Annotated in this window: 17 protein-coding genes, 1 tRNA gene and 1 pseudogene; 11 read left to right on the forward strand and 8 right to left on the reverse strand. The window is 70.8% G+C overall.

Going from position 1 to position 19,580, the window contains the following annotated elements; genetic code table 11:
• Nucleotides 1-157 precede the first annotated feature (157 nt).
• Entirely contained in the window at nt 158-1,333 is a 1,176-nt protein-coding gene (locus AW271_RS23055) for a monooxygenase (RefSeq protein WP_062339558.1), read from the forward strand.
• A gap of 58 nt (nt 1,334-1,391) precedes the next feature.
• On the opposite strand, the gene AW271_RS23060 is transcribed toward AW271_RS23055, so the two are convergent.
• From AW271_RS23060 to AW271_RS23070, 3 genes are all read right to left on the reverse strand, one after another.
• A complete protein-coding gene (locus AW271_RS23060) occupies nt 1,392-2,561 on the reverse strand; it encodes a cytochrome P450 (RefSeq protein ID WP_062339560.1) in 1,170 nt (389 codons plus the stop codon).
• A gap of 75 nt (nt 2,562-2,636) precedes the next feature.
• Nucleotides 2,637-4,283 (reverse strand): alpha/beta fold hydrolase, encoded by a 1,647-nt coding sequence (locus AW271_RS23065; RefSeq protein ID WP_169806388.1) that lies wholly within the window; start codon nt 4,281-4,283, stop codon nt 2,637-2,639.
• A gap of 219 nt (nt 4,284-4,502) precedes the next feature.
• The gene (locus AW271_RS23070) at nt 4,503-5,633 is read right to left on the reverse strand and encodes a ParB/RepB/Spo0J family partition protein (RefSeq protein WP_083977099.1); all 1,131 of its coding nucleotides are present in this window, start codon (nt 5,631-5,633) and stop codon (nt 4,503-4,505) included.
• Nucleotides 5,634-6,053: 420 nt separating this feature from the next.
• Between AW271_RS23070 and AW271_RS23075 the strand changes: the two genes are divergently transcribed.
• The 6 genes from AW271_RS23075 to AW271_RS23100 all read left to right on the forward strand — a co-directional run bounded on the left by AW271_RS23075 (nt 6,054) and on the right by AW271_RS23100 (nt 12,610).
• Nucleotides 6,054-6,806, forward strand: a complete 753-nt coding sequence (locus AW271_RS23075) for a thioesterase II family protein (protein WP_062339566.1) — start codon at nt 6,054-6,056, stop codon at nt 6,804-6,806.
• A gap of 223 nt (nt 6,807-7,029) precedes the next feature.
• Nucleotides 7,030-7,329 (forward strand): hypothetical protein, encoded by a 300-nt coding sequence (locus tag AW271_RS23080; protein WP_218008149.1) that lies wholly within the window; start codon nt 7,030-7,032, stop codon nt 7,327-7,329.
• A 93-nt stretch (nt 7,330-7,422) separates the two neighbouring features.
• The gene (locus AW271_RS23085; protein ID WP_083977101.1) at nt 7,423-9,180 is read left to right on the forward strand and encodes an ABC transporter ATP-binding protein; all 1,758 of its coding nucleotides are present in this window, start codon (nt 7,423-7,425) and stop codon (nt 9,178-9,180) included.
• Complete coding sequence (locus AW271_RS23090; protein ID WP_062339570.1) at nt 9,177-10,922, forward strand: ABC transporter ATP-binding protein; 1,746 nt, start codon at nt 9,177-9,179, stop codon at nt 10,920-10,922. The genes AW271_RS23085 and AW271_RS23090 overlap by 4 nt, the downstream gene beginning before the upstream one ends.
• A 24-nt stretch (nt 10,923-10,946) precedes the next feature.
• Nucleotides 10,947-12,365: an acyl-CoA carboxylase subunit beta gene (locus tag AW271_RS23095; protein WP_062339572.1), complete on the forward strand. Its 1,419-nt coding sequence runs from the start codon at nt 10,947-10,949 to the stop codon at nt 12,363-12,365.
• A 20-nt stretch (nt 12,366-12,385) separates the two neighbouring features.
• Nucleotides 12,386-12,610 (forward strand): DUF5988 family protein, encoded by a 225-nt coding sequence (locus AW271_RS23100; protein WP_063818082.1) that lies wholly within the window; start codon nt 12,386-12,388, stop codon nt 12,608-12,610.
• 61 nt (nt 12,611-12,671) lie between these two features.
• Here AW271_RS23100 and AW271_RS23105 read toward each other — a convergent pair whose 3' ends face one another.
• The 4 genes from AW271_RS23105 to AW271_RS23115 all read right to left on the reverse strand — a co-directional run bounded on the left by AW271_RS23105 (nt 12,672) and on the right by AW271_RS23115 (nt 15,259).
• Entirely contained in the window at nt 12,672-14,192 is a 1,521-nt protein-coding gene (locus tag AW271_RS23105; protein ID WP_062339574.1) for a glycosyltransferase family 39 protein, read from the reverse strand.
• Nucleotides 14,193-14,218: 26 nt separating this feature from the next.
• Nucleotides 14,219-14,365, reverse strand: a complete 147-nt coding sequence (locus AW271_RS40060) for a hypothetical protein (RefSeq protein ID WP_157554532.1) — start codon at nt 14,363-14,365, stop codon at nt 14,219-14,221.
• Nucleotides 14,341-14,413, reverse strand: a tRNA-Met gene (locus AW271_RS23110). Before AW271_RS23110 ends, AW271_RS40060 begins: the two co-directional genes overlap by 25 nt.
• 345 nt (nt 14,414-14,758) lie before the next feature.
• A complete protein-coding gene (locus AW271_RS23115) occupies nt 14,759-15,259 on the reverse strand; it encodes an ArsI/CadI family heavy metal resistance metalloenzyme (RefSeq protein WP_062339576.1) in 501 nt (166 codons plus the stop codon).
• Between the two features lie 51 nt (nt 15,260-15,310).
• Between AW271_RS23115 and AW271_RS23120 the strand changes: the two genes are divergently transcribed.
• From AW271_RS23120 to AW271_RS23135, 4 genes and pseudogenes are all read left to right on the forward strand, one after another.
• Entirely contained in the window at nt 15,311-15,694 is a 384-nt protein-coding gene (locus AW271_RS23120) for an ArsR/SmtB family transcription factor (RefSeq protein ID WP_062339578.1), read from the forward strand.
• A gap of 476 nt (nt 15,695-16,170) precedes the next feature.
• A pseudogene (locus AW271_RS23125) lies at nt 16,171-16,514 on the forward strand (low molecular weight phosphatase family protein).
• Nucleotides 16,511-17,014, forward strand: coding sequence for a GNAT family N-acetyltransferase (locus AW271_RS23130; protein ID WP_062339580.1), 504 nt, complete (start codon nt 16,511-16,513; stop codon nt 17,012-17,014). Before AW271_RS23125 ends, AW271_RS23130 begins: the two are co-directional and overlap by 4 nt.
• A 779-nt stretch (nt 17,015-17,793) precedes the next feature.
• Nucleotides 17,794-19,086, forward strand: coding sequence for a sensor histidine kinase (locus tag AW271_RS23135; protein WP_157554534.1), 1,293 nt, complete (start codon nt 17,794-17,796; stop codon nt 19,084-19,086).
• 3 nt (nt 19,087-19,089) lie between these two features.
• On the opposite strand, the gene AW271_RS23140 is transcribed toward AW271_RS23135, so the two are convergent.
• Complete coding sequence (locus AW271_RS23140; RefSeq protein WP_062339586.1) at nt 19,090-19,572, reverse strand: GNAT family N-acetyltransferase; 483 nt, start codon at nt 19,570-19,572, stop codon at nt 19,090-19,092.
• Between the last annotated feature and the right edge of the window lie 8 nt (nt 19,573-19,580).

Consider the following 19,580-nt stretch of genomic DNA (forward strand, 5'->3'; position numbering starts at 1 on the left):
AATTGCCGTGAAAGCGAATTCCGAAAAACCCTAACAGCCGCTCTGAGCTGCGACAAGTGAGCGATCAACTGCTGCACGGGTGCAGTTGAACGCCGCTTTCCCAGCTATATCATCCCCTCGGCTCATTGTGGCCTGTGCGCCATTTCGAAGGGACATCATGACGACACGGAAGGGCCTATTGCGGAGGGTCGCTCCGGCGGCGATGGCGGTCGTGGTCGCCGCGTGCTCCAGTTCGACCGCCGCCACCGGCGGGGCGCTGACGAGTGGGCGGGGCGGGCACCACGCGACCACCTCCCTCCCGCCCGACGCGCTGCCGCTGCGGGCCGGTGAGCAGTTCCTCACCCTCCCCATGGAGAAGCCCTACATCCCGATGCCGCCCAGCGGCGGCACCGACGAGTACCGCTGCCTGCTGATCGACCCCGGCCTGCTCAAGCCGGCCTACCTGACGGGCAGCCAGTTCGCGCCCTCGAACACCGAGATCGCCCACCACGCCAACATCTACGTGGTCGCCCCCGCGAACGCGGCCAAGGCCCAGGCGAAGGACGCCGCGAGCCCCGGCCAGGGCTGGACCTGCTTCGGCGCCGACGGCCTGGACACCCAGCCGCCCTCGGCCTGGGTCGACACCTGGACGCCCGGCGCCAGGGAGACCCTGCTCGACGGGAACCTCGGCTACCGGATCGAACCCGGCAGCCTGGTCATCCTCCAGATCCACTACAACCTGCTCGCCACCGACGGGAAGCCGGGCGCGTTCGACCAGTCCAGCGTCCGGTTGCGGCTGACCGAGGGCGACGCCGGCACCAAGGCGCTGACGGCCGTCCCGCTGATGGCGCCGATCGAACTGCCCTGCGCCCCCGACGAGTCGGGCCCCCTGTGCGACCGCGAGGCCTCGCTGGCCGACGTCGCCAAGCGGTTCGGCCCCGAGGTCGCCGGCACCGAGACGCAGCTGGTGCGGGCGTGCAACGGCGGCACCCCGGTCCCGGGCGACACCCAGCGGTGCGACACCCCGATCCCGACCGAGATGACCATCTACGCCGGGCGCGGCCACATGCACCTGCTGGGCCGCTCGATCAAGGTCGAGCTCAACCCCGGCACCCCCGGCGCGCAGGTCCTCCTGGACGTCCCGGAGTTCGACTTCGACGACCAGCAGCACGTGCCGCTGCCCGCGCCGGTGCAGGTCAGGCCGGGCGACACGGTCCGCATCACCTGCACCCACGACGCCGCGCTGCGCACCGTGCTCCCGGCCCTGAAGAAGCTCCCGCCACGCTACGTCGTCTACGGCGACGGCACCAGCGACGAGATGTGCATCGGGCTGATGACCGTTTCGATGCCCTGAGACGACGAGAAGGCGCTCCCGGTCGGCGGATCGGGAGCGCCTTTCGTTTCTCCGCAGGTCAGGAGCGGTGGCACGTCACGATGGCGTTGCGCAGCTCATAACCCATCAGCTCGTCGGTCCAGCACAGGTCGGGCCGCCGCGCCAGCCGGATGCCCGGCACCCGCAGGAGCCGGTCGAGGAAGACCCGCGTCTCGTTGAGGGCCACCTGCGCCCCGGGGCAGCGGTGGCTGCCGTCGCCGAAGCTGAGGTAGGAGCCGGCCGTCTTCACCCGCCGGGCCCGGTCGGGGTCGAGGGTGTACGGGCACGCGCCGACGCTCGCCTCGTCGAGGTTGGCGGCCCGGATGTCCAGCACCAGGCTCTCCCCGCTGGTCACCGAGCCCGAGTCGGTCACCGTGTCGGCGGTGACCCGGCGGGCGATCATGTTGACCACCGGGTCGAGCCGCATGATCTCCTCCAGGATGGCGATCTGGTCGGTGTCGTCGGAGTCGAGGAACCTCTGGCGCAGCGCGGCGTCGTCGAACAGGTGCCAGGCCGCCATCACGACGAACTCCCGCGTCGTGATCATCCCGGCGACGGCGTAGGTCATGCACTCGACGAGGATCGCCTTCTCCGGGTAGCCCTCGTCGAGCAGGTGCGAGATGACGTCCTCGCGCCGCCGCGCCCTGCGGGCCTCGATGGCCGGCCGCACGTCGTTCAGCAGGAACCTCAGGCCGTGGAAGGTGGCGGCCAGCTGCCCGAAGGGACGCCGCCAGCGGCTCATCAGCGGCAGGCGCAGGCCGATGAGGTTCTTCTCGATCCGCTCGGCCATCGCGGCCTGGTCGCTCTCGGTCAGCCCGACGATGTCGGCGGCGACGGTCACCGCGAGCTCGAAGCTCATCCGGTCGAGCCGGCCCTCGCCGCGCTCCCGCAACCGGGCGAGCAGGCCGTCGGTGGCCTCCTCCATGACCGTGCGATAGCGGGTGCTGATGGCCTTGGGGGTGAAGAACCGGACGATCGCCTGCCGCTTGCGCTTGTGCGGCTCGCCGTCCAGGAAGAACACCGAGGTGTACGCCGGGTCGCCGGTCACCTCGCCGGTGGCCCCGGCGCCCGACTGCCGGGTGGCGTTGCCCCGCAGCAGCTCGCGGGCGAAGGCCAGGCTGCCGACGACGCGGGTGTCGGGACCGATGGTGATGCGCTCGGCCGCCAGGGCGGCCGACTTGCGGTCGTCGCGAGTGCTCGGAGCGGTCATTGTCTACGTCCAATCAGGATGCGGGAACGACGGCAGCCGGGGTCGGCACGACCCCGGCTGCCGGTGGATCAGGGGTTACCGGACGGTGGCCGCCGCGAGGGCGCCGCTGAAGCCGGCGACCGGCGGGGCCGCCGACTTGGCCGCCGGGGCGGCCGGGTTCGGCAGGGGAGCGGCCGGGCACTTGAGGTCGGAGGTGTTACCGGCCACGCGGGCCGGCAGGGTGCCGTTGAGCAGGTACTCGACGATCGACCGGCCGGGGGAGCACGACTCCGGCGTGGCCGTCTCGGCGGGGGTGGGGCCGCTCTCGACCAGCACCGCCTTCGGGAACAGCTTGCGGACGGCGAGGCTGCCCTCGTAGGTGGAGCTCGGGTCGATGGTCCGGTCGAGCACCATCAGCACCGACGGGGTCTTGGGCCCGCCGACGGCGGCCGGCCGCTGCGGCGGCACGCTCCACGACTGGCACGAGGCGACGAACCACATGTCGGCCCAGGCCGCGAACGGCACCTTCCGGTAGTCGCGCTCGGTGACGCGCAGCCAGGTGTCCCAGTCCCTCGGCCACGGGGCGTCGGTGCACATGGTCGCCAGCGCCATGGCCTGGTTGTTGTCGGTGACCGTGGGGTAGTTGGCGTCGTACACCTGCTTCAGGAGCGCGGTGTCGCCGGTGTTCACGACCGCCGAGAAGAGCGTGGCCAGCTCCTGCCAGTGGTTGGTGTTGTACGCCAGCAGGAAGACGTCGGTCCACACCGCCGGGCCGAAGACGCCCCCCGCCGGCTTCTTGGCGAGCTTGGCCAGCGTGTCGTAGTACTTCTTCCTGACCGCGGCCTCGGTGGTGCCGAGATGGTAGATCGAGTCGTGCTTGGCCGTCCACGCCGAGAACGCCGCGAGGTTCTGGTCGAGCGGGTAGTTCTGGTTGAGGTTGTAGCCGAACCAGGCGTGCCGGGGGTCGACGGCGCTGTCGATGACCATCCGGCGCACCCGCGCCGGGAACATCGTGCCGTACACCTGGCCGAGGTAGGCGCCGTACACGTAGCCGTAGTAGTTGAGCTGCTCCTGGCCGAGCGCCTTGCGCAGGCTGTCCAGGTCGTTGGCGGTGTGCGCGGTGGTGGCGTGCCGGAGCAGGTCGCTGCGGGTGCGGGCGCAGGCGGCCGAGTAGTCCTTGGCGACCTTGATCTGCGCGGCGAGGTGACGCGGCGACGACGGCTCGTAGGCCATGCGGTCGTAGCCGTTGATGCCGGGGTCGCAGCTGAGCGTGGGCTCGCTGGCGCCGACGCCGCGCGGGTCGAAGCCGACCCAGTCGTAGGTGCCGCTGACGAACTCGGGCAGCAGCTTGCCGACCGACGCCTGGCCGAGACCGGAGCCGCCGGGCCAGGTCAGGTTCACCACCATGACGCCCTGGTAGGAGGCCTCGTCGGAGGTGTGCTTGAGCCGCGAGACCGCGACCTTGATCTTCTTGCCCTGAGGGCGGGCGTAGTCGAGCGGCACGACCAGGTGGCCGCACTCGCCGCCGAGGAACTGCAGCCCGTTGGTGCACGGCGACCACTCGATGGGCGGGGGCTGGTACGACGTCTCGCCGCCGCCGTGCTGGCCGCCGTGGTGGCCGCCGTGGTGGCCGCCCGACCGGTTCGCCGGCTCCGGATCGGCCTGGGCCGGTAAGGGCGAGAGCGTCGCGCAACCCACCAGCAGGCCGATGACGGCCGCCGCTGCCTTCACATGTCTTTTCACGGGGATTCCCATTCGCTCGGCCGAACCCGGGACCGGCGTCCGGTCCGTCGGGTCAGTCGGATCTGTTACGCCGCGCGGACCATCGACGGATCCGCGCGGACAACCCTGCTCATCGAGGAGCAAACGGCAACCGGAAAATGAAACCTCGATTGCCGTGAACAATCCATGAACACGCCGGAGGTCATTCCGCGCGTGCGATTTTTCCGGTAATCCGGCTGATCAGTCGAGTATTCCCTGCCGCCGGCGCAGTTCTTCGGCGAACGCCATCCAGTCGGCGACCGTCTGGTCGGCGACGACGCTCAGGTCCCACGTCCAGTGCGCCGGGATCGCGTCGAGGAAGTTCTTCCATTCTCCCGCATTGATGACGTGCATCGCCATCCACCCGATGAAGGCCCGGCCGCGCTCGGAGTATTTCAACGAGGGGTCGTTGGCCAGTTTCGGGGAAAGCGTCGACCAGCTTAACGGACTCGAATCGGTCCGTATTGCGCGCGACGTGGGCGAGGATCCCTCGGAGGGCGGCCACAGATTCGTCGGCGACAAAGTGCCGGGCAGGTCGGTTCCGTCGCCGCGGGCGGGGGCGGTGGCCCGCAGCGCGGCCGCCTCGGCCTCGCGCCGTATCCGGGCGCGCACGTCCTGGGCGGTGGCGGGGGCGACGTCGGCCTCACGGGCGATCTGGCGCAGCGACGCGTTGGGGTTCAGCGCGATGTACTCGGCGGCGCGCCGGCGGCCCTCGGCGGCCGTGAGCGGGCGGCGCTTGCCGTCCCGGCCCAGGCGCTTGCCCAGCTGGGGGGTGTCGTCGGTGGTCTGGCGGCGGATGCCGGCGATCGTCTTGGCGCTCAGCCCGGTGGCCGCGCCGATGGCCCGGTCGGACCAGTCGGGATGCCATTCGACGATCTGCTTGGCGCCGGCCATCCGGTCGGCCCTGCTCAGCGGCAGTCCGTGCCAGGTGTTGGCCTTGACCGCCAGGATGAAGGCGTCCTGGTCGCTGCAGTTGATGAGCCGGACCTGGATCGTCTCCTCGCCACGAAGTTTCGCCGCCTCGAATCGGTGCATTCCGTCGACGATCCGTGAGTTGCTCTCCTGAACCAGGATCGCGGGTAACGCGGACAAACTCGCGGCCTCCGCCAGCATGCGGACGTGCGTGGGGTCCGTGCCGGTGCCGCGGACGAACACCCCCGGCTCCAGTCTGCTCAACGGCAGGTGCTGGACCGGGAGTCGATCGATTTCGTCGGCCGAGTCGTAAACCCGCCTTCTGGTGACGGCGGACTCTGGTGCGTGCTGGTGCGGTGCGGTTTTCAGGGTCATCGCGGTGCGCTTTCTTGAAGAGTCGGCGGCAGGTGTTTCAGTCATGTGAATGACTTGGTTAAAACATGAGATGACCGGGCGACGAAGATTTTGTCCTCAATACGCGAAACATGATTTCGTGACTGAACCTCATGTAATGCCGTTGGGAGCTTCTGGGCGGAGACAAATCCGGGCAGACCGCCTGGGCGCCCTCTTTATAACTCTTGAGATAATCGGCTGACAATGAGATTTTCTAATGGTTTCATCAGCCGTTGCGCAGGCTTCACCTGTCTGTACCGGCGGTTGCCGTCCTTGTTAGGGGATCACGCCGGGCGCTCGACTCGCACCGATCGGCGCAGGCCGTTCAACTGCGGAATCCCCGCAGTTGAACGGCGGCGGCACGCGCGTCGCCAGGCACTACACCGTTTTGTTACGGTCCAATTCCCCGCCACTTTTCCCCCGAATAGACAATTCTTCTGGAGCGGCATGTCCCACCCCTCTCTCGACCACGACCTCTGGTGCCGTCGCTACCGGCCCACCTATACGGCGACCGCCCGGCTGGTGTGCCTGCCACACGCGGGCGGTTCGGCGCCCTTCTTCCTCCCGGTGTCCAAGGCGCTGAGCCCCCAGGTCGACGTGGTGGCCGTGCAGTACCCGGGCCGGCAGGACCGGCGCGCCGAACGGCCCTACACCGATCTGGCCGAGCTCGCCGACCGGGTGCACGAGGTGCTCCGGCGGCAGCCGGAGTTGCCCCTGACGCTCTTCGGGCACAGCATGGGGGCGTCGCTGGCCTTCGAGGTGGCCCAGCGGATGGAGGCCGACGGCCGTGTCCCGGTGCGCCTGTTCGCGTCCGGGCGGCGGGCGCCGTCGGTGTTCCGCGAGGAGAACGTCCACCGGCTGCCCGACCCCGGGCTCCTCTCCGAGATCCGCCGGCTCGACGGCACCTCGGCCCTGTTGTTCAACGACGACGAGCTGATGCGCGCCGCGCTCCCGGCGATCCGGGCCGACTACCAGGCGGCCGAGCTCTACCGGCGCGGCCCCGAGGCCGTCGTCGCCTGCCCGATCACGGTCCTCACCGGCGACCGCGACCCGAAGACCTCGCTCGACGACGCGCACGCGTGGGCCGGCCACACCACCTCCGATTCATTCGAGGTGAAGGTGTTCCCGGGCGGGCATTTCTTCCTCAGCGACCAGGTCGACGACGTCATCAAGATTCTCGACCAGCATTTCCAGAACTGAATTGTTCAACTGCTGCGGTTCGGCAGTCGAACGTCTGCGGCCCAGGTCAGGCCGGTCGTGCACCGGCCTGACAGCCCCGGGCTTGAATCGCGGCGAGCGGTCCGGTTACCGTTCTGCGGGCCGATGACAATCCGTCATCACGGCCAATCTGCAGTCGGTCTCGATTTATTTCGAATGAATTCGGCCGACATTGGAATTCAAGGGGTGACGACCGTTGGGACACGTGTTCTCGCTTGTTCTCAGCCGGGAGATTACCGACGACGAATCGGCCGTCCTGCGTGAAGCGGGCTGCGCCGAGGCCGTTTTCGCGACCGACTCACTGCCGACCAACGCCGACGTCACGGTGACGAAGATGGACTTCGACGACACGGTGTCCCCGTCGCTGGCCGAGGCGATCGAGGCCGCTCTGGAAGCCGTGAAGAAGGTCCCCGACCTCACCGTCCCCGGGCTCACGGTGCCGGCCGTGAAGAAGCCCGAGGGTGAAGACGAGCCGAGCGCCGAGCCGGAGACGTCAGCGGCCTGACGGGCCGGTGACGACACGGCGGACCGTTTCCGAGGGAGGCGGCCCGCCGTGATCGTTTCACCGGTCCCGGCGGGACCTGAGGGAGGACACGCGATGACGACCGCACCCGCACGAAGCCGACTGGCCGGCCCCGCCCGCGCCTTCCTCCGGCCGCACACCCGCCGGCTCGGCGTCATCGCCCTCCTCCAGGTGCTCCAGGCCGCCGGGAACCTCGCGCTCCCGAGCCTGACCGCCGACATCGTCAACAACGGCGTCGTCAAGGCCGACCTCGGCCACATCGGGCAGGCGGGCGGCGTCATGCTCGCCGTGACGGTCGCCCTCTGCGCCGCCTCCCTCGTCTCGCTGCACCAGTCGGCCTGGGTGGCGATGGCGGTCGCGGCCGACCTGCGGGCCGCCGTCCACGACCGGGTGCAGTCGTTCTCGGTCGTCGAGGTGCACCGGTTCGGCGTCGCGTCGCTGACCACCCGCACCGTCAACGACGTGCAGCAGGTGCAGCTCTTCCTCCAGGTGGCGCTCAGCCTGCTCGGCACCGCGGTCGTCACCACCCTCGGGGCGGCGGTGCTGGCGGTGCGGCAGGGCCCCGGGCTCGCCTTCCTCCTGGTGAGCACGCTGGCGGTCATCATGGTCGTCACCGGCTGGGTCGTGATCCGGCTGCTGCCGATGTTCCACGCCGTCCAGCTCGGCGCCGACCGCGTCAACCAGGTGCTCGACGAGCAGATCTCCGGCGTCCGGGTGACCCGGGCCTTCCTGCGCACGGCCTGGGAGAAGGACAGGTTCGGCCGGGCCAACGCCGCCGTCACCGCCGCCACGCTCCGGGCCTGGCAGGTCTTCGCCCTGGTCATCCCGCTGATGATGGGCGTCACCAGCCTGTCGAGCGTCGCGGTGTTCTGGTTCGGGGGAGAGCTCGTCGCCAACGGCTCGATGCCGATCGGCAACCTGACCGCGTTCCTCCTCTACATCCTCCAGATCATGACCTACGTCGTGGTCGGCGTGACCGTCCTCATCCTGCTGCCGCGCGCCGTGGCCGGCGCCGAACGCGTCCAGGAGGTGATCGGGACCGTCCCGGCGGTAGCCGACCCGCCGGCGCCGGTCGTCCCGGAGACCGACGGCGGCGGCGTGGAGTTCCGCGACGTCACCTTCGGCTACCCCGGCGGCGAGCGGCCGGTGCTGACCGGCCTGACCTTCTCCTTCCGCCCCGGCCGCACCAACGCGGTGCTCGGCGGCACCGGCAGCGGCAAGACCACCCTGCTCAACCTCATCCCGCGCTTCCTCGACCCGACCTCGGGGACGGTGCTCGTCGACGGGGTCGCGGTGCCCGCGCAGTCGGCCGAGCGGCTGCGGGCCGGGATCGGCCTGGTGGCGCAGACCGCCCACCTGTTCAGCGGGACCATCGCCGACAACCTCCGCTTCGGCCGCCCCGACGCCACCGAGGAACAGATGTGGCGGGCGCTGGAGGTGGCGCAGATCGACGACTTCGTCCGGGGCCTGCCCGGCCGCCTGGAGGCCCCCGTCGAGCGCGGCGGCGCCAACCTGTCGGGCGGGCAGCGCCAGCGCCTGTCGATCGCGCGGGCGGTGGTCCGCCGCCCGAACCTCTACCTGTTCGACGACTGCTTCTCCGCCCTGGACGCCGCCACCGACGCCCGCCTGCGCGCCGCGCTGCTGGCCGAGACCGGCGACGCCACCGTCGTGGTGGTGGCGCAGCGGGTCGGCACGGTCATGCACGCCGACCAGATCGTCGTCCTGGACGCCGGGAGCGTCGCCGGGATCGGCACCCATGACCAGCTGATGGCCGGCTGCCCGACGTACCGGGAGATCGTGGCCTCGCAACTCGGACCGGAGCCGGGCGCGTGAGCGCGCCGGAGGGCGTGGTGCGCCGCCTGTCGGTCCTGCTCCGGCCCGAGCGCCCGAGGGTGCTGGCCGTGGCCGCGCTCACGGTGTTCTCGATCGGCTTCCTGGTGAGCGGTCCGGTGCTCCTCGGCGCGGCGACCGACATCCTCTTCGAGGGGCGCGACCCCGGCCGGCTCGCGCCGGTGCTGGCCGCCGTCGCGGCGGTGTACGTGCTGAGCGCCCTGCTGAGCTGGGTCCAGGCCCGCGTGCTGACCGGCGTCACCCAGCGCACCATGTACCGGCTGCGCGAGGCGATCGAGGAGAAGCTGACCCGCCTGCCGGTGCGCTACTTCGACCGCCACCCGCGCGGCGACATCCTCAGCCGGGCCGTCAACGACGTCGGCAACCTGAACACCGCGCTGCAGGAGGGGCTCAACCAGCTGACCACCTCGGCCCTGACCCTCCTGGGCACCCTGGGCGTCATGTTCTGGATCTCCCCGCTGCTGGCCGCGGTGTCGCTCGCGACCGTCCCGGTGGTGCTGACGGTGACGTTCCTCATCGCCCGCCGGTCGGAGGCCCAGTTCACCGCCCAGTGGGAGGAGACCGGCCACCTGACGGCGCTGGCCGAGGAGACGTACGCGGGCCACGCCCTGGTGCTCGCCTACGGCCGGCGCGCGGCGGCGACGGCCGCGTTCGGCGAGCGCAACGACCGGCTGCGGCGGGCCGCCTTCTCCGCCCAGTTCCTGTCGGGCGCGATCTTCCCGACGGTGGTGTTCGTCGGCAACCTCAACTACGTCGTCATCGCCGCGTTCGGCGGCTACCAGGTCGCCACCGGCGCGATCACGCTCGGGGCCGTGCAGGCGTTCATCCAGTACTCCCAGCAGTTCACCTCGCCGGTCATCCAGATCGCCGGCCAGCTCAACGTGCTCCAGTCGGGCATCGCGTCCGCAGGCCGCGTCTTCGCCCTCCTCGACGCCCCGGAGGAGCCGTTCCTCCCGGCGCGGCCCGCCGATCCCGGCGCGGTCGTGCCGGGCGCGCACCGCGTCCGGCTGGAGGGCGTCGGTTTCCGGTACGACCCCGCCACCCCGCTGATCGAGGACTTCACCCTGGAAGCGGCGCCGGGGCAGACCGTGGCGATCGTCGGGCCCACCGGGGCGGGCAAGACCACCGTCGTCAACCTGCTCGTCCGGTTCTACGAGATCGACCGCGGCCGGATCGTGCTCGACGACGTCGACTACCGCGACCTCGGCCGCGACGAGGTGCGCCGCCGCTTCGGGATGGTCCTGCAGGACCCGTGGCTCTTCCACGGCACCGTCCGCGACAACATCGCCTACGGCCGCGACGGCGCGGGCGACGACGAGATCGTCGCGGCGGCGCGGGCGGCCCACGCCGACGAGTTCGTACGGGCGCTGCCCGACGGTTACGCCACCGTTCTCGACGGCGCCGCCTCGACCATTTCCTCGGGCCAGCGACAATTGCTCACCATCGCCCGGGCGTTTCTCGCCGACCCCGGCATCCTCATTCTCGACGAGGCGACCAGCAATATCGACACCCGCACCGAGGCGATGGTCCAGGCGGCCATGGCCCGGCTCCGGGCAGGGCGCACGAGTTTCGTCATCGCGCACCGATTCTCGACCATTCACTCGGCCGACACGATCGTCGTCATGGACGCGGGCCGAGTCGTCGAGCAGGGCACCCACGCGGAACTCCTGAGCCGCCGCGGTTTCTATCACGACCTCTACAACCGCCAATTCGTGAGTTCTTGAAACCACGTCTTGAAAGGGATTCGCATGACGGAGCTCCCCACGCTCGCCCCGCCACGCCCGGAGGAGGACACCCGCGACCCGCTGGTCCGGTTGTCGCGACTGCTGGACGCGGGCACCCTCGACCTCCACCGGGGGCACGACGGCAACAGCGTCACCGTGGTCTTCGGCCGGGTGCACGGCGTCCGGGTCGTCGCCTTCTGCACCGACCCCCGCGTGATGGGCGGCGCGATCGGCTTCGCCGAGTGCGGCCGCATCGCCGACGCCGTCGACCTCGCCCACCGGGAGAACTGCCCGGTCATCGGGTTGTGGCACTCCGGCGGCGCGAAACTGGCCGACGGCATCGAGGCGATGGACGGCATCGGCCGCATCTTCGCCGCCACGGTCCGCGCGTCGGGCCGGATCCCGCAGATCTCCGTGGTGCTCGGCCCGGCCGCCGGCGGCGCCGCCTACGGGCCCGCGCTGACCGACGTCGTGATCATGTCCTCGGCCGGCCGCGTCTTCGTGACCGGCCCCGACGTCGTGCGCAGCGTCACCGGCGAGCAGATCGACATGGAGGGGCTGGGCGGCCCCGAGGCCCACGGCCGCAAGTCGGGCGTGGCGCACATCGTGACCAACTCCGAGGAGGAGGCCCTGACCCGCGCCAGGAACGTGACCGCCCTGCTCGCCGTGCCGGGCAAGGCCGACCTGGAGCTCGTGGGCCCGCCCAGAGACCTGCGCGAACTGCTGCCCGCCTCCGCCCGCCGCGCCTACGACGTGCACCCGCTGGTCAGGGCGCTGCTCGACGACGGCTCCTTCGAGGAACTGCACGCCAAGTGGGCGCCCAACGTGGTGACCGGCCTCGGCCGGCTGGCCGGCCAGACCGTCGGCGTGGTGGCCAACAACCCGCTGCGCAAGGGCGGCTGCCTCGACTCCCTGTCGGCCGAGAAGGCCGCCCGGTTCGTGCGGATGTGCGACTCCATGGGGGTGGCCCTGGTCACCGTCATCGACGTGCCCGGCTTCCTGCCGGGCGTCGGCCAGGAGTGGGGCGGCGTGGTCAGGCGCGGCGCGAAGCTGCTCTACGCCTACGCCGAGGCGGTGGTCCCGCGCGTCTCGGTGGTCACCCGCAAGTCCTACGGGGGGGCGTACATCGCCATGAACTCGCGCTCCCTCGGGGCCACCCGGGTGTTCGCCTGGCCGGCCGCCGAGGTCGCCGTGATGGGCGCCGAGTCGGCCGTCGGCATCCTGCACCGCAAGAAGCTCGCCGCCGCGCCCGAGGGCGAGCGCGAGGCGCTCCGCGCGCGGCTCGTCGAAGACCAGGAACGCACCGCCGGCGGCGTCGACCGGGGCCTGGCGCTCGGGGTGATCGACGAGGTCATCGAGCCGGCGCTGACCCGGGCGGCGGTGGCGGAGGTCTTCGCCGCCTCGTCCTACCGGCGCGGAGCCCACGGAAACATCCCCCTCTGAGACTCTGAGACGAGGCAGACATGGCCGGCGACGACAACCCCAACGTGTTCCTCCGCGGCGGCTCCACCTCGGCGATCGCCGAGGTGCAGCGGCTGCGCCACGTGCCCGACCTCACCGTGTCCACGGTCAAGATCCTGGTCGGCAACCGCTACGAGCACTTCGAGGCGAGCTCCGACACCACCCTCGTCGACGACCGCGAACTGCGCGTCTTCGAGTGGTCCCGCTGCACCTACGTGGCGGAGTGACGTGACGGCGAAGCCGCCGTGGGCCCGGTGCCCACGGCGGCTTTTCCTTCCGGTACGCCGGTCACGCGTCAGCGGGCGACCGGAGATGGGGCCACAACACGGTCCAGGGGAAACGTTGCCCCCGGCAGGTCCAGACCTCCTTGCCCTGGGCCCGGTTGAGCACCCCGACGCCGTTGTCGAGCACGGCCGACCGGGAGCACTCGGCCCAGATCCGGTCGACGTCGGCCTTGGCGAAGCCGACCGCGACGGTCACGCCGTCGTCGACGACCGGGCTGCCGAAGTACCAGAACCCGGTGTGGGAGCTGTAGACGCGGGGGAGGCCCCGCGGGCGGCCGTACACCTCAAGCGCCCCGGCCAGCGAGTAGTCGGCGGCGAGGATCGTGGCGTCCGCCTTGTCGGCGGCCGGCAGCCCTTCGTACACGCGGGTGACCTGACCGGCGACCTCCGGCCAGCCGACCGTCTCGGCGGCGTCGGGGTTCAGCACCGGCTGCGGGCTGCGGGCCAGCATGTCGACCGGGTAGATCGGCAGCGCGAAGACCGCCGACACGGCGGCCGTCACCACGAACACCGGCCGCGAGGTCACCCACCGCCCGCGCGAGCGCCCCTGCCGCCGCTCGACCCTGACCGCCCCGGCGGCCCACATCGCCGCCCACAACCCGGCCAGGTAGTAGGGCTTGCCGCCGGTGGCCATGAAGAACACGTTGAGCAGCAGGAACGCGTACGCGAGGAACCGGAACGGCCGCAGCTCCGGCGCCCGCAGCAGCCCCCACACCCCCCAGATCAGCAGCACCGACAACACGATCCCCGTCATGAGGATCTCGTTGATGAGGAACCCGATCGGGCCGCCGTAGTCTTCGGCGGCCGCGATCGTGCGCACCATGTCGAGCTGCGGCCAGCCGTACCGCTGCTGCCACAGGAAGCCCGGCACCGCGGCGGCCACGGCGACGGCGGCCCCGGCGTAGAACAACGGCCGCCGGAACACCTCACGCGGCCCGCTGATCACCACCCCCGCCACGATCGCGAACAGCACGACCACGACCAGGTACTTGACCTGCAACGCGACCGCCGCGATCAGCCCCGCCGCCAGCAGCAGCCGCTGGTCGCGGGTGCGCACGAAACGCACCACCACCCACACGAGCGCGGTGGTGACGAACAGGTCGACCGAGGAGGTGTAGAGACTGTGCCCGTCGGCGACGGTGAACGGCGTGACCGCGTAGGCCCCGGCGGTGAGCAGCTGCGCCGTCCGCCCGCCCCCCATCTCGCGCGCGGTCAGCGCCGCGACCACCACGCCGGCCACGGCCAGCGCCGCCGCCACGACCCGCACCGCGACGATCGAGAACCCGAACAGCTCGGTGATCACCCGCATGACGAGAGGCACCAGCGGCGGCTGGTCGGGATACCCCCAGTCGAGGTGCTGACCGGCGACCAGGAAATACAACTCGTCCCCGTGGAACCCGTAACGCGCGCTGAGGGCGACCAGCACCACGCCCAGCGTCCCGGCGATTCCCAGCACCATTCGCCAGGGCACCGGCTCGATGGCCGTTTTCGGCGGATCGGCCACGTCGGCGGACACCGTGGACACGGATCCGTCGTTTACTAATGGAGTGCTCATGAATTGATTTTCGCGGAAATCAAACGCGTCGGCAAAGCTCGGCGATCAATGGCGAACGCCTTTTGCGCGGCGGCGTCGCGCCAATCGGCATGCGCGTATTCCGTATTGAAAGAAAAGGTGGCGGGTGTGGGAATCGAACCCACCCGGAACGGCGTATGAAACCGTCGAGCACACCAGCGCCCTCACCCGCCGGAAAGAGGAAAGCCGCCCCGGACCCGACGGTCAGACGCGGGCCTCAGAGGGCAGGGGCATTCGGCGCGTACGTCGCATGATGCCCCTTTCGCCGCCGATCGACCGTATGGCGACGAGTATTCAAGATCGCGCCGACCGGACGCGACAGGTTTTCCCGACGCGCGTCAAGGCCGGCGCACCCGGCGTCGGGGCCCGGCAGCCCGCGTTTGCAGGCGACACCATCGGGCCATGGCTTGGATCGACGATGCCCGCAGGCGGGGATCACTCGGCGCATGGCAGGCCCTTCGAGCCGCCGAACAGGCCCTGGCCGACGTGCTGGCCATCCACATCTCCGTCGCCGCAGGTCAGCAGCGGTCGGTGCGCGCGCCGGGGGCCATGGGCGTGTCCTGCTCGCCGGTCTGTCCGGCGTCGGGTCCGCATACGCACGGCGTGCCGCCGTCGTGGGCGGCGGACTTGCCGAGGACGTCGGCGTCGGCCTTGACCACGTACACCTCCCAGGGTTCGGCGCCGGGCCCGCGGACCCAGACCTTGTCCTGCAGGGCGTAGCAGCAGGAGGTGTCGTTCTCGGGGAAGGCGGCCAGCCCGGCGTCGGTCAGCCGCCGGGTGGCGTCGGCGACCTCCTGACCGGTCTCGACCTCGACGCCGAGGTGGTCCATCACCGTCTCCCGGCCCTGCTCGCCTTCCAGCAGGACCAGCTTGAGCGGGGGCCGGGCGATGGCGAAGTTGGCGTAGCCGGGGCGGCGCTTGGCCGGTTCGACGCCGAACAGCTTGGTGTAGAAGGCGATCGAGCCCTCCAGGTCGGCGACCCGCAGCGCGAGTTGGACACGGGACTTGCATCGATGGATGTCGATATGGCGACCTTGTCACCGTGATTAGATGACTGTCAAGATAGACGTATGTCGAAACAGGCGTTGCCGGTGTTCCCGGCCGGTGAGCAGTGTTGTGCGCCGATGGTCCGCGAACCGCTGGGCGAGCAGGACGCGGGCGAGCTGGCCCGGATGTTCAAGGCATTGTCGGATCCGGTCCGATTGCGGCTGCTGTCGCTGATCGCCTCCTTCGAGGGCGGCGAGGCGTGCGTGTGCGACCTGACCGGCCCGTTCGAGGTGTCCCAGCCGACCATCTCCCACCATTTGAAGGTGCTGCGGGAGGCGGGTCTGGTCGGGTCGGAACGGCGCGGAACCTGGGTGTACTACTGGGTGATCCCGGCCGCGCTCAACCGCCTGTCCGGCCTGCTCCACGCCCCCACCCCGGTCCCGGCCGCGGCGAATTCCGGCACATGAACGTTCCCGGGCCGAGGCGGCGGGCACGGCCGCCCTGGTGGCCGTAGTGGTCGGCGCCGGCGTCCAGGCCGATCGGCTCAGCGGTGACGGCGGCGCGGAACCGCTGGCCGGCTCTCTCGCCACGGTCTCGGGGGCGCACTTCACCCCCGTGGTCTCCCTGGCCGCCTGGCGGACCGGCGAGGGCGTGCGCGGGCGAGAGGCAGCCGCCCACACCGGTGCCGCGTACTGGCTCACCTCCTCCATCGGCTTCGCCGACCCCGGCCGCGCCTTCACCTACGCCGGCATCGCCCCTGCCTTGGTGGTCCCGTTCATCGCCGCCGGGCCTGGCCGCGATCCTGTTCCACGCAGCATCCGATGGCGGCCCACTGCCTCATCCGCTGTCGCCGACCGAGGAAGTCCCGCCCGTGAGCACTCCCGTTCCGCCGCCCGTTCCCACGGTGCTGTTCGTCTGCGTGCACAACGCGGGCCGCTCCCAGATGGCCGCCGCTTTCCTCACCCACCTGACCGGCGGCCGCGTTCAGGTCCGCTCGGCCGGGTCGACCCGGCCGTGGTCGAGGCCAGGAAAGAGGCCGGCGTCGACATCTCCGCCGAGATCCCCAAGGTCCTCACCATCGAGGCGGTCCAGGTCAGCGACGTGGTGATCACGATGGGGTGTGGGGACGCCTGCCCGATCCTCCCCGGCAAACGCTACGAGGACTGGCGGCTCGGGCAGGACGTCGTCGCCGTCCGCCCCATCCGCGACGAGATCGAGGCCCGTGTACGCGTCCTGATCGGTGACCTTCTGCCCGGTGCCACGCCTGACGCGCAGGAACCGGCATGACGGGCCCGACCGCGCCGATCGCCGCCATGACGGCCGGGCACGCCGACCAGGTGCTGGCCATCTACCAACTCGGCATCGACGAGGGCCAGGCCACCTTCGAAATTCAGGCCCCCACGTGGCCGCACTTCGACGCCGTCAAGTTGCCTGGCCACCGGCACGTCGCCCTCGCCCAGGACGGACGGGTTCTCGGCTGGGTGGCCGCGGTGGCGGTCTCCGACCGGTGCGCCTACGCCGGGGTGGTCGAACACTCCGTCTACGTCCACCTCCGCGCCCGCCACCGCGGCGTCGGTTCCGCCCTGCTCAACGCCTTGATCTCCTCCACCGAGTCGGCGGGGATCTGGACGATCCAGTCCGGCGTCTTCCCCGAGAACACCGCCAGCCTGGCCCTGCACGCCCGCGCCGGATTCCGCGTGATCGGCATCCGCGAACGCATCGGCCGCCACCACGGCGTGTGGCGCGACGTCGTCCTGATCGAACGCCGCAGCCCGGCCATCACCTGACCGGCTCACCCCGGCCTGTTCGGGCCGGCACGGCTTCGGCGCCGCCGTGCGGCCGGATCGTGTCCCCGCCCGCGAGGTGAGCGAGATGTGCCCGGAGCAGGCGGGCAGGGTGGAGGTGTTCGCCCCAGAGGACAAACCGACGTCCGCCGGTGGCAACGCCACGCGGGCGTGCCGATCGGTGAGGAAGACCGGTCCCGCGCAGCGACCGGGCGGTGGCGGTGCGCCAGACGATGACATCGGCTGCACCACCCTCGCGCCCCAACGCGGCTCGCCGATTACGCAGATCCAATTCGCCGACGTTCAGGGCCTTGGGCTTGGTCCGCGACGCATCGCCAACGGCCTACGCGTAGCCGACCCATCTCGCCGCATCGCGATCAACATGCTGCCGGATTCTGGTCGAGATCGGCCGGGAACCTCTCCGCGCGGCGGGCGACGAGGTGGGCTCCGCGTTCGCCGGATCGGGCGCGGGCTTCGTCGGCGGAGGCTCGCACGACGTCGACGGTTCGCCGCGCCGCACACCATCGTGCACACGGTTCCCCCTACGCCCTGGGGTCACCCTCCTGCCCCGATCATGGGCAGCGAGTACGCGGACCTGGGGATGTCACGCCAGTCGTCCACCCTTTGCGCTGCACTCTCATTTGCCACTCTTTGGTCGTTTTCCCGTCGGAAACCGGTAAGGATCAAAGTGCGGTGCTTCTGGTCACGAGGGGGTGATCAGTACGAGCTGGTGGCATCGAAGCTCCATCCGGACCCGCCTGGGTGTGCTGGCCGCTGCCGTCATGGCGTTGCTGTGCACGGCCATGGCCGTGTTCATCGTCGCCACGGTGCGGCAGACGGCGATCGACCACCGGACCCAGCAGCTCTTCGTCAACGCCATGAACCTGGGCGTCCAGCTACGCCGGAGCGTCCCCGACCTGACCGAAAGCAACCCCGGCCAGTCGGTCCAGGTGTTCGACCCGGCCGGGACCATGGTCGCGGCCTCTCCTGACGTGGCCGGCGGACCGCCGATGATCAACCTGCGCCCCGATCCCGACGCCTTTGCCGCCGGCAACACCTGCGACGCGCCCGTCTTCCCCGGCCGGTGCATGATCGTGCTCGCGTACCCCGTCCACCGGATGGACGGCGTCTGGCAGCTCGACGTGGCCGTCCCTGGCATCCCCTGGTACGTGAGCCCTCAGCTGATCATCCCCCTCGCCACCAGCTGGGTGCTGCTGGTGGCGGCCGCCGGGGTGGGCAGCCACCGGATCGTGGGCACGACGCTGCAGCCGGTGGGGGCCATCACCCATACCCTCGGGCAGATCACCTCCAGCGACCTTCAGCACCGGGTGCCGGTGCTGAAGTACCGCGATGAGCTGCGCGACCTCGCCGAGACCGCGAACCGGACCCTCGACCGCGCCCAATCGGCGGTGGAGCGGCAGCTGCGTTTCGCCTCCGACGCCTCCCACGACCTGCGCAGCCCCCTGACCGGCATCCGCATCCGGATCGAAGAGGCGTTGATGGAGCCGGAAGAGGCCGACTGGTCACAAACGGGGGAGGCGCTCCTGGACGACGTGGACCGGATGCAGGCCCTGATCTGCGACCTGCTGCAGGTGGCCCGGCTCGACGCGGGCGTCACCGGCCGCCACGAGCCGATCGACCTGACCGCCCTGGTGACCGGCGAGCTGGAACACCGCCCGGCCAAGGCCGAGCTGCGCCGCCACCTCAGACCCGCTGTGATGGTGGAGGGTGCGCGGATCGAGCTGGCCCGGCTGCTCAACAACCTGCTGGACAACGCCGAACGGCACGCCACCTCGACCGTCACCGTCACCCTCAGCCTGGACGCCGGCCAGGCGGTGCTCGAAGTGCGTGACGACGGCGAGGGCGTCCCGCCCGAGCAGCGGGAGGCCGTCTTCCAGCGCTTCGCGCGCCTGGAGGCCTCCCGCGCCAAAGATCCCGGAGGCACCGGGCTGGGGCTGCCGATCGCCCGTCAGCTCGCCCAGGCCCACGGCGGCACCCTGACCGCCGAAGACAGCACTCGCGGCGCCCGGTTCGTGCTGCGCCTGCCCGCCCGGCGTTGCCCAGATGACCGGTGACGGTCATGACGACAGACGGTTGAGCGGCACCCGCAGGACCCGTTCCCCTTCGTGGTCGACCCCGGTGTCCTCGAAGCCCAGCCGCAGGTAGAACCCCATCGGCGAGCCGATCTCTCCGGGGTGGACGCTGGTCAGCAGCTCCGTCGCCCCCGGCCGGGTGCGCAGATAGTCGCCCAGCGCCGCCAGCGCGGCCCGCCCGTACCCGCGTCCCTGGTGCCGGGCGTCGACGAGCAGCCGCCACAGGAAGTAGGGCCCCAGGATCCCCGGGTCGCCCGGCGGCACGTCGTCGCTGATCATCAGGAACCCCACCGGCGTCTCGTCGGCGTAGATCGCCCAGTAGCGCGGTTTCGCCTCCGGATACCGTTCGGCGTCGGCGAAGGAGTCGGCCACGCCGGCCACGTACTCCTCCTGCTCGGGGGCGACCCGCAGGGCTGTCACGGCGTCGCGGTCGTCGTCGGTGACGGGGCGGAGCGTGACGTCGGCCATGGGCCGGA

It is taken from the genome of Herbidospora sakaeratensis, assembly GCF_001570525.1.
Taxonomy (GTDB): Bacteria; Actinomycetota; Actinomycetes; order Streptosporangiales; family Streptosporangiaceae; genus Herbidospora; species Herbidospora sakaeratensis.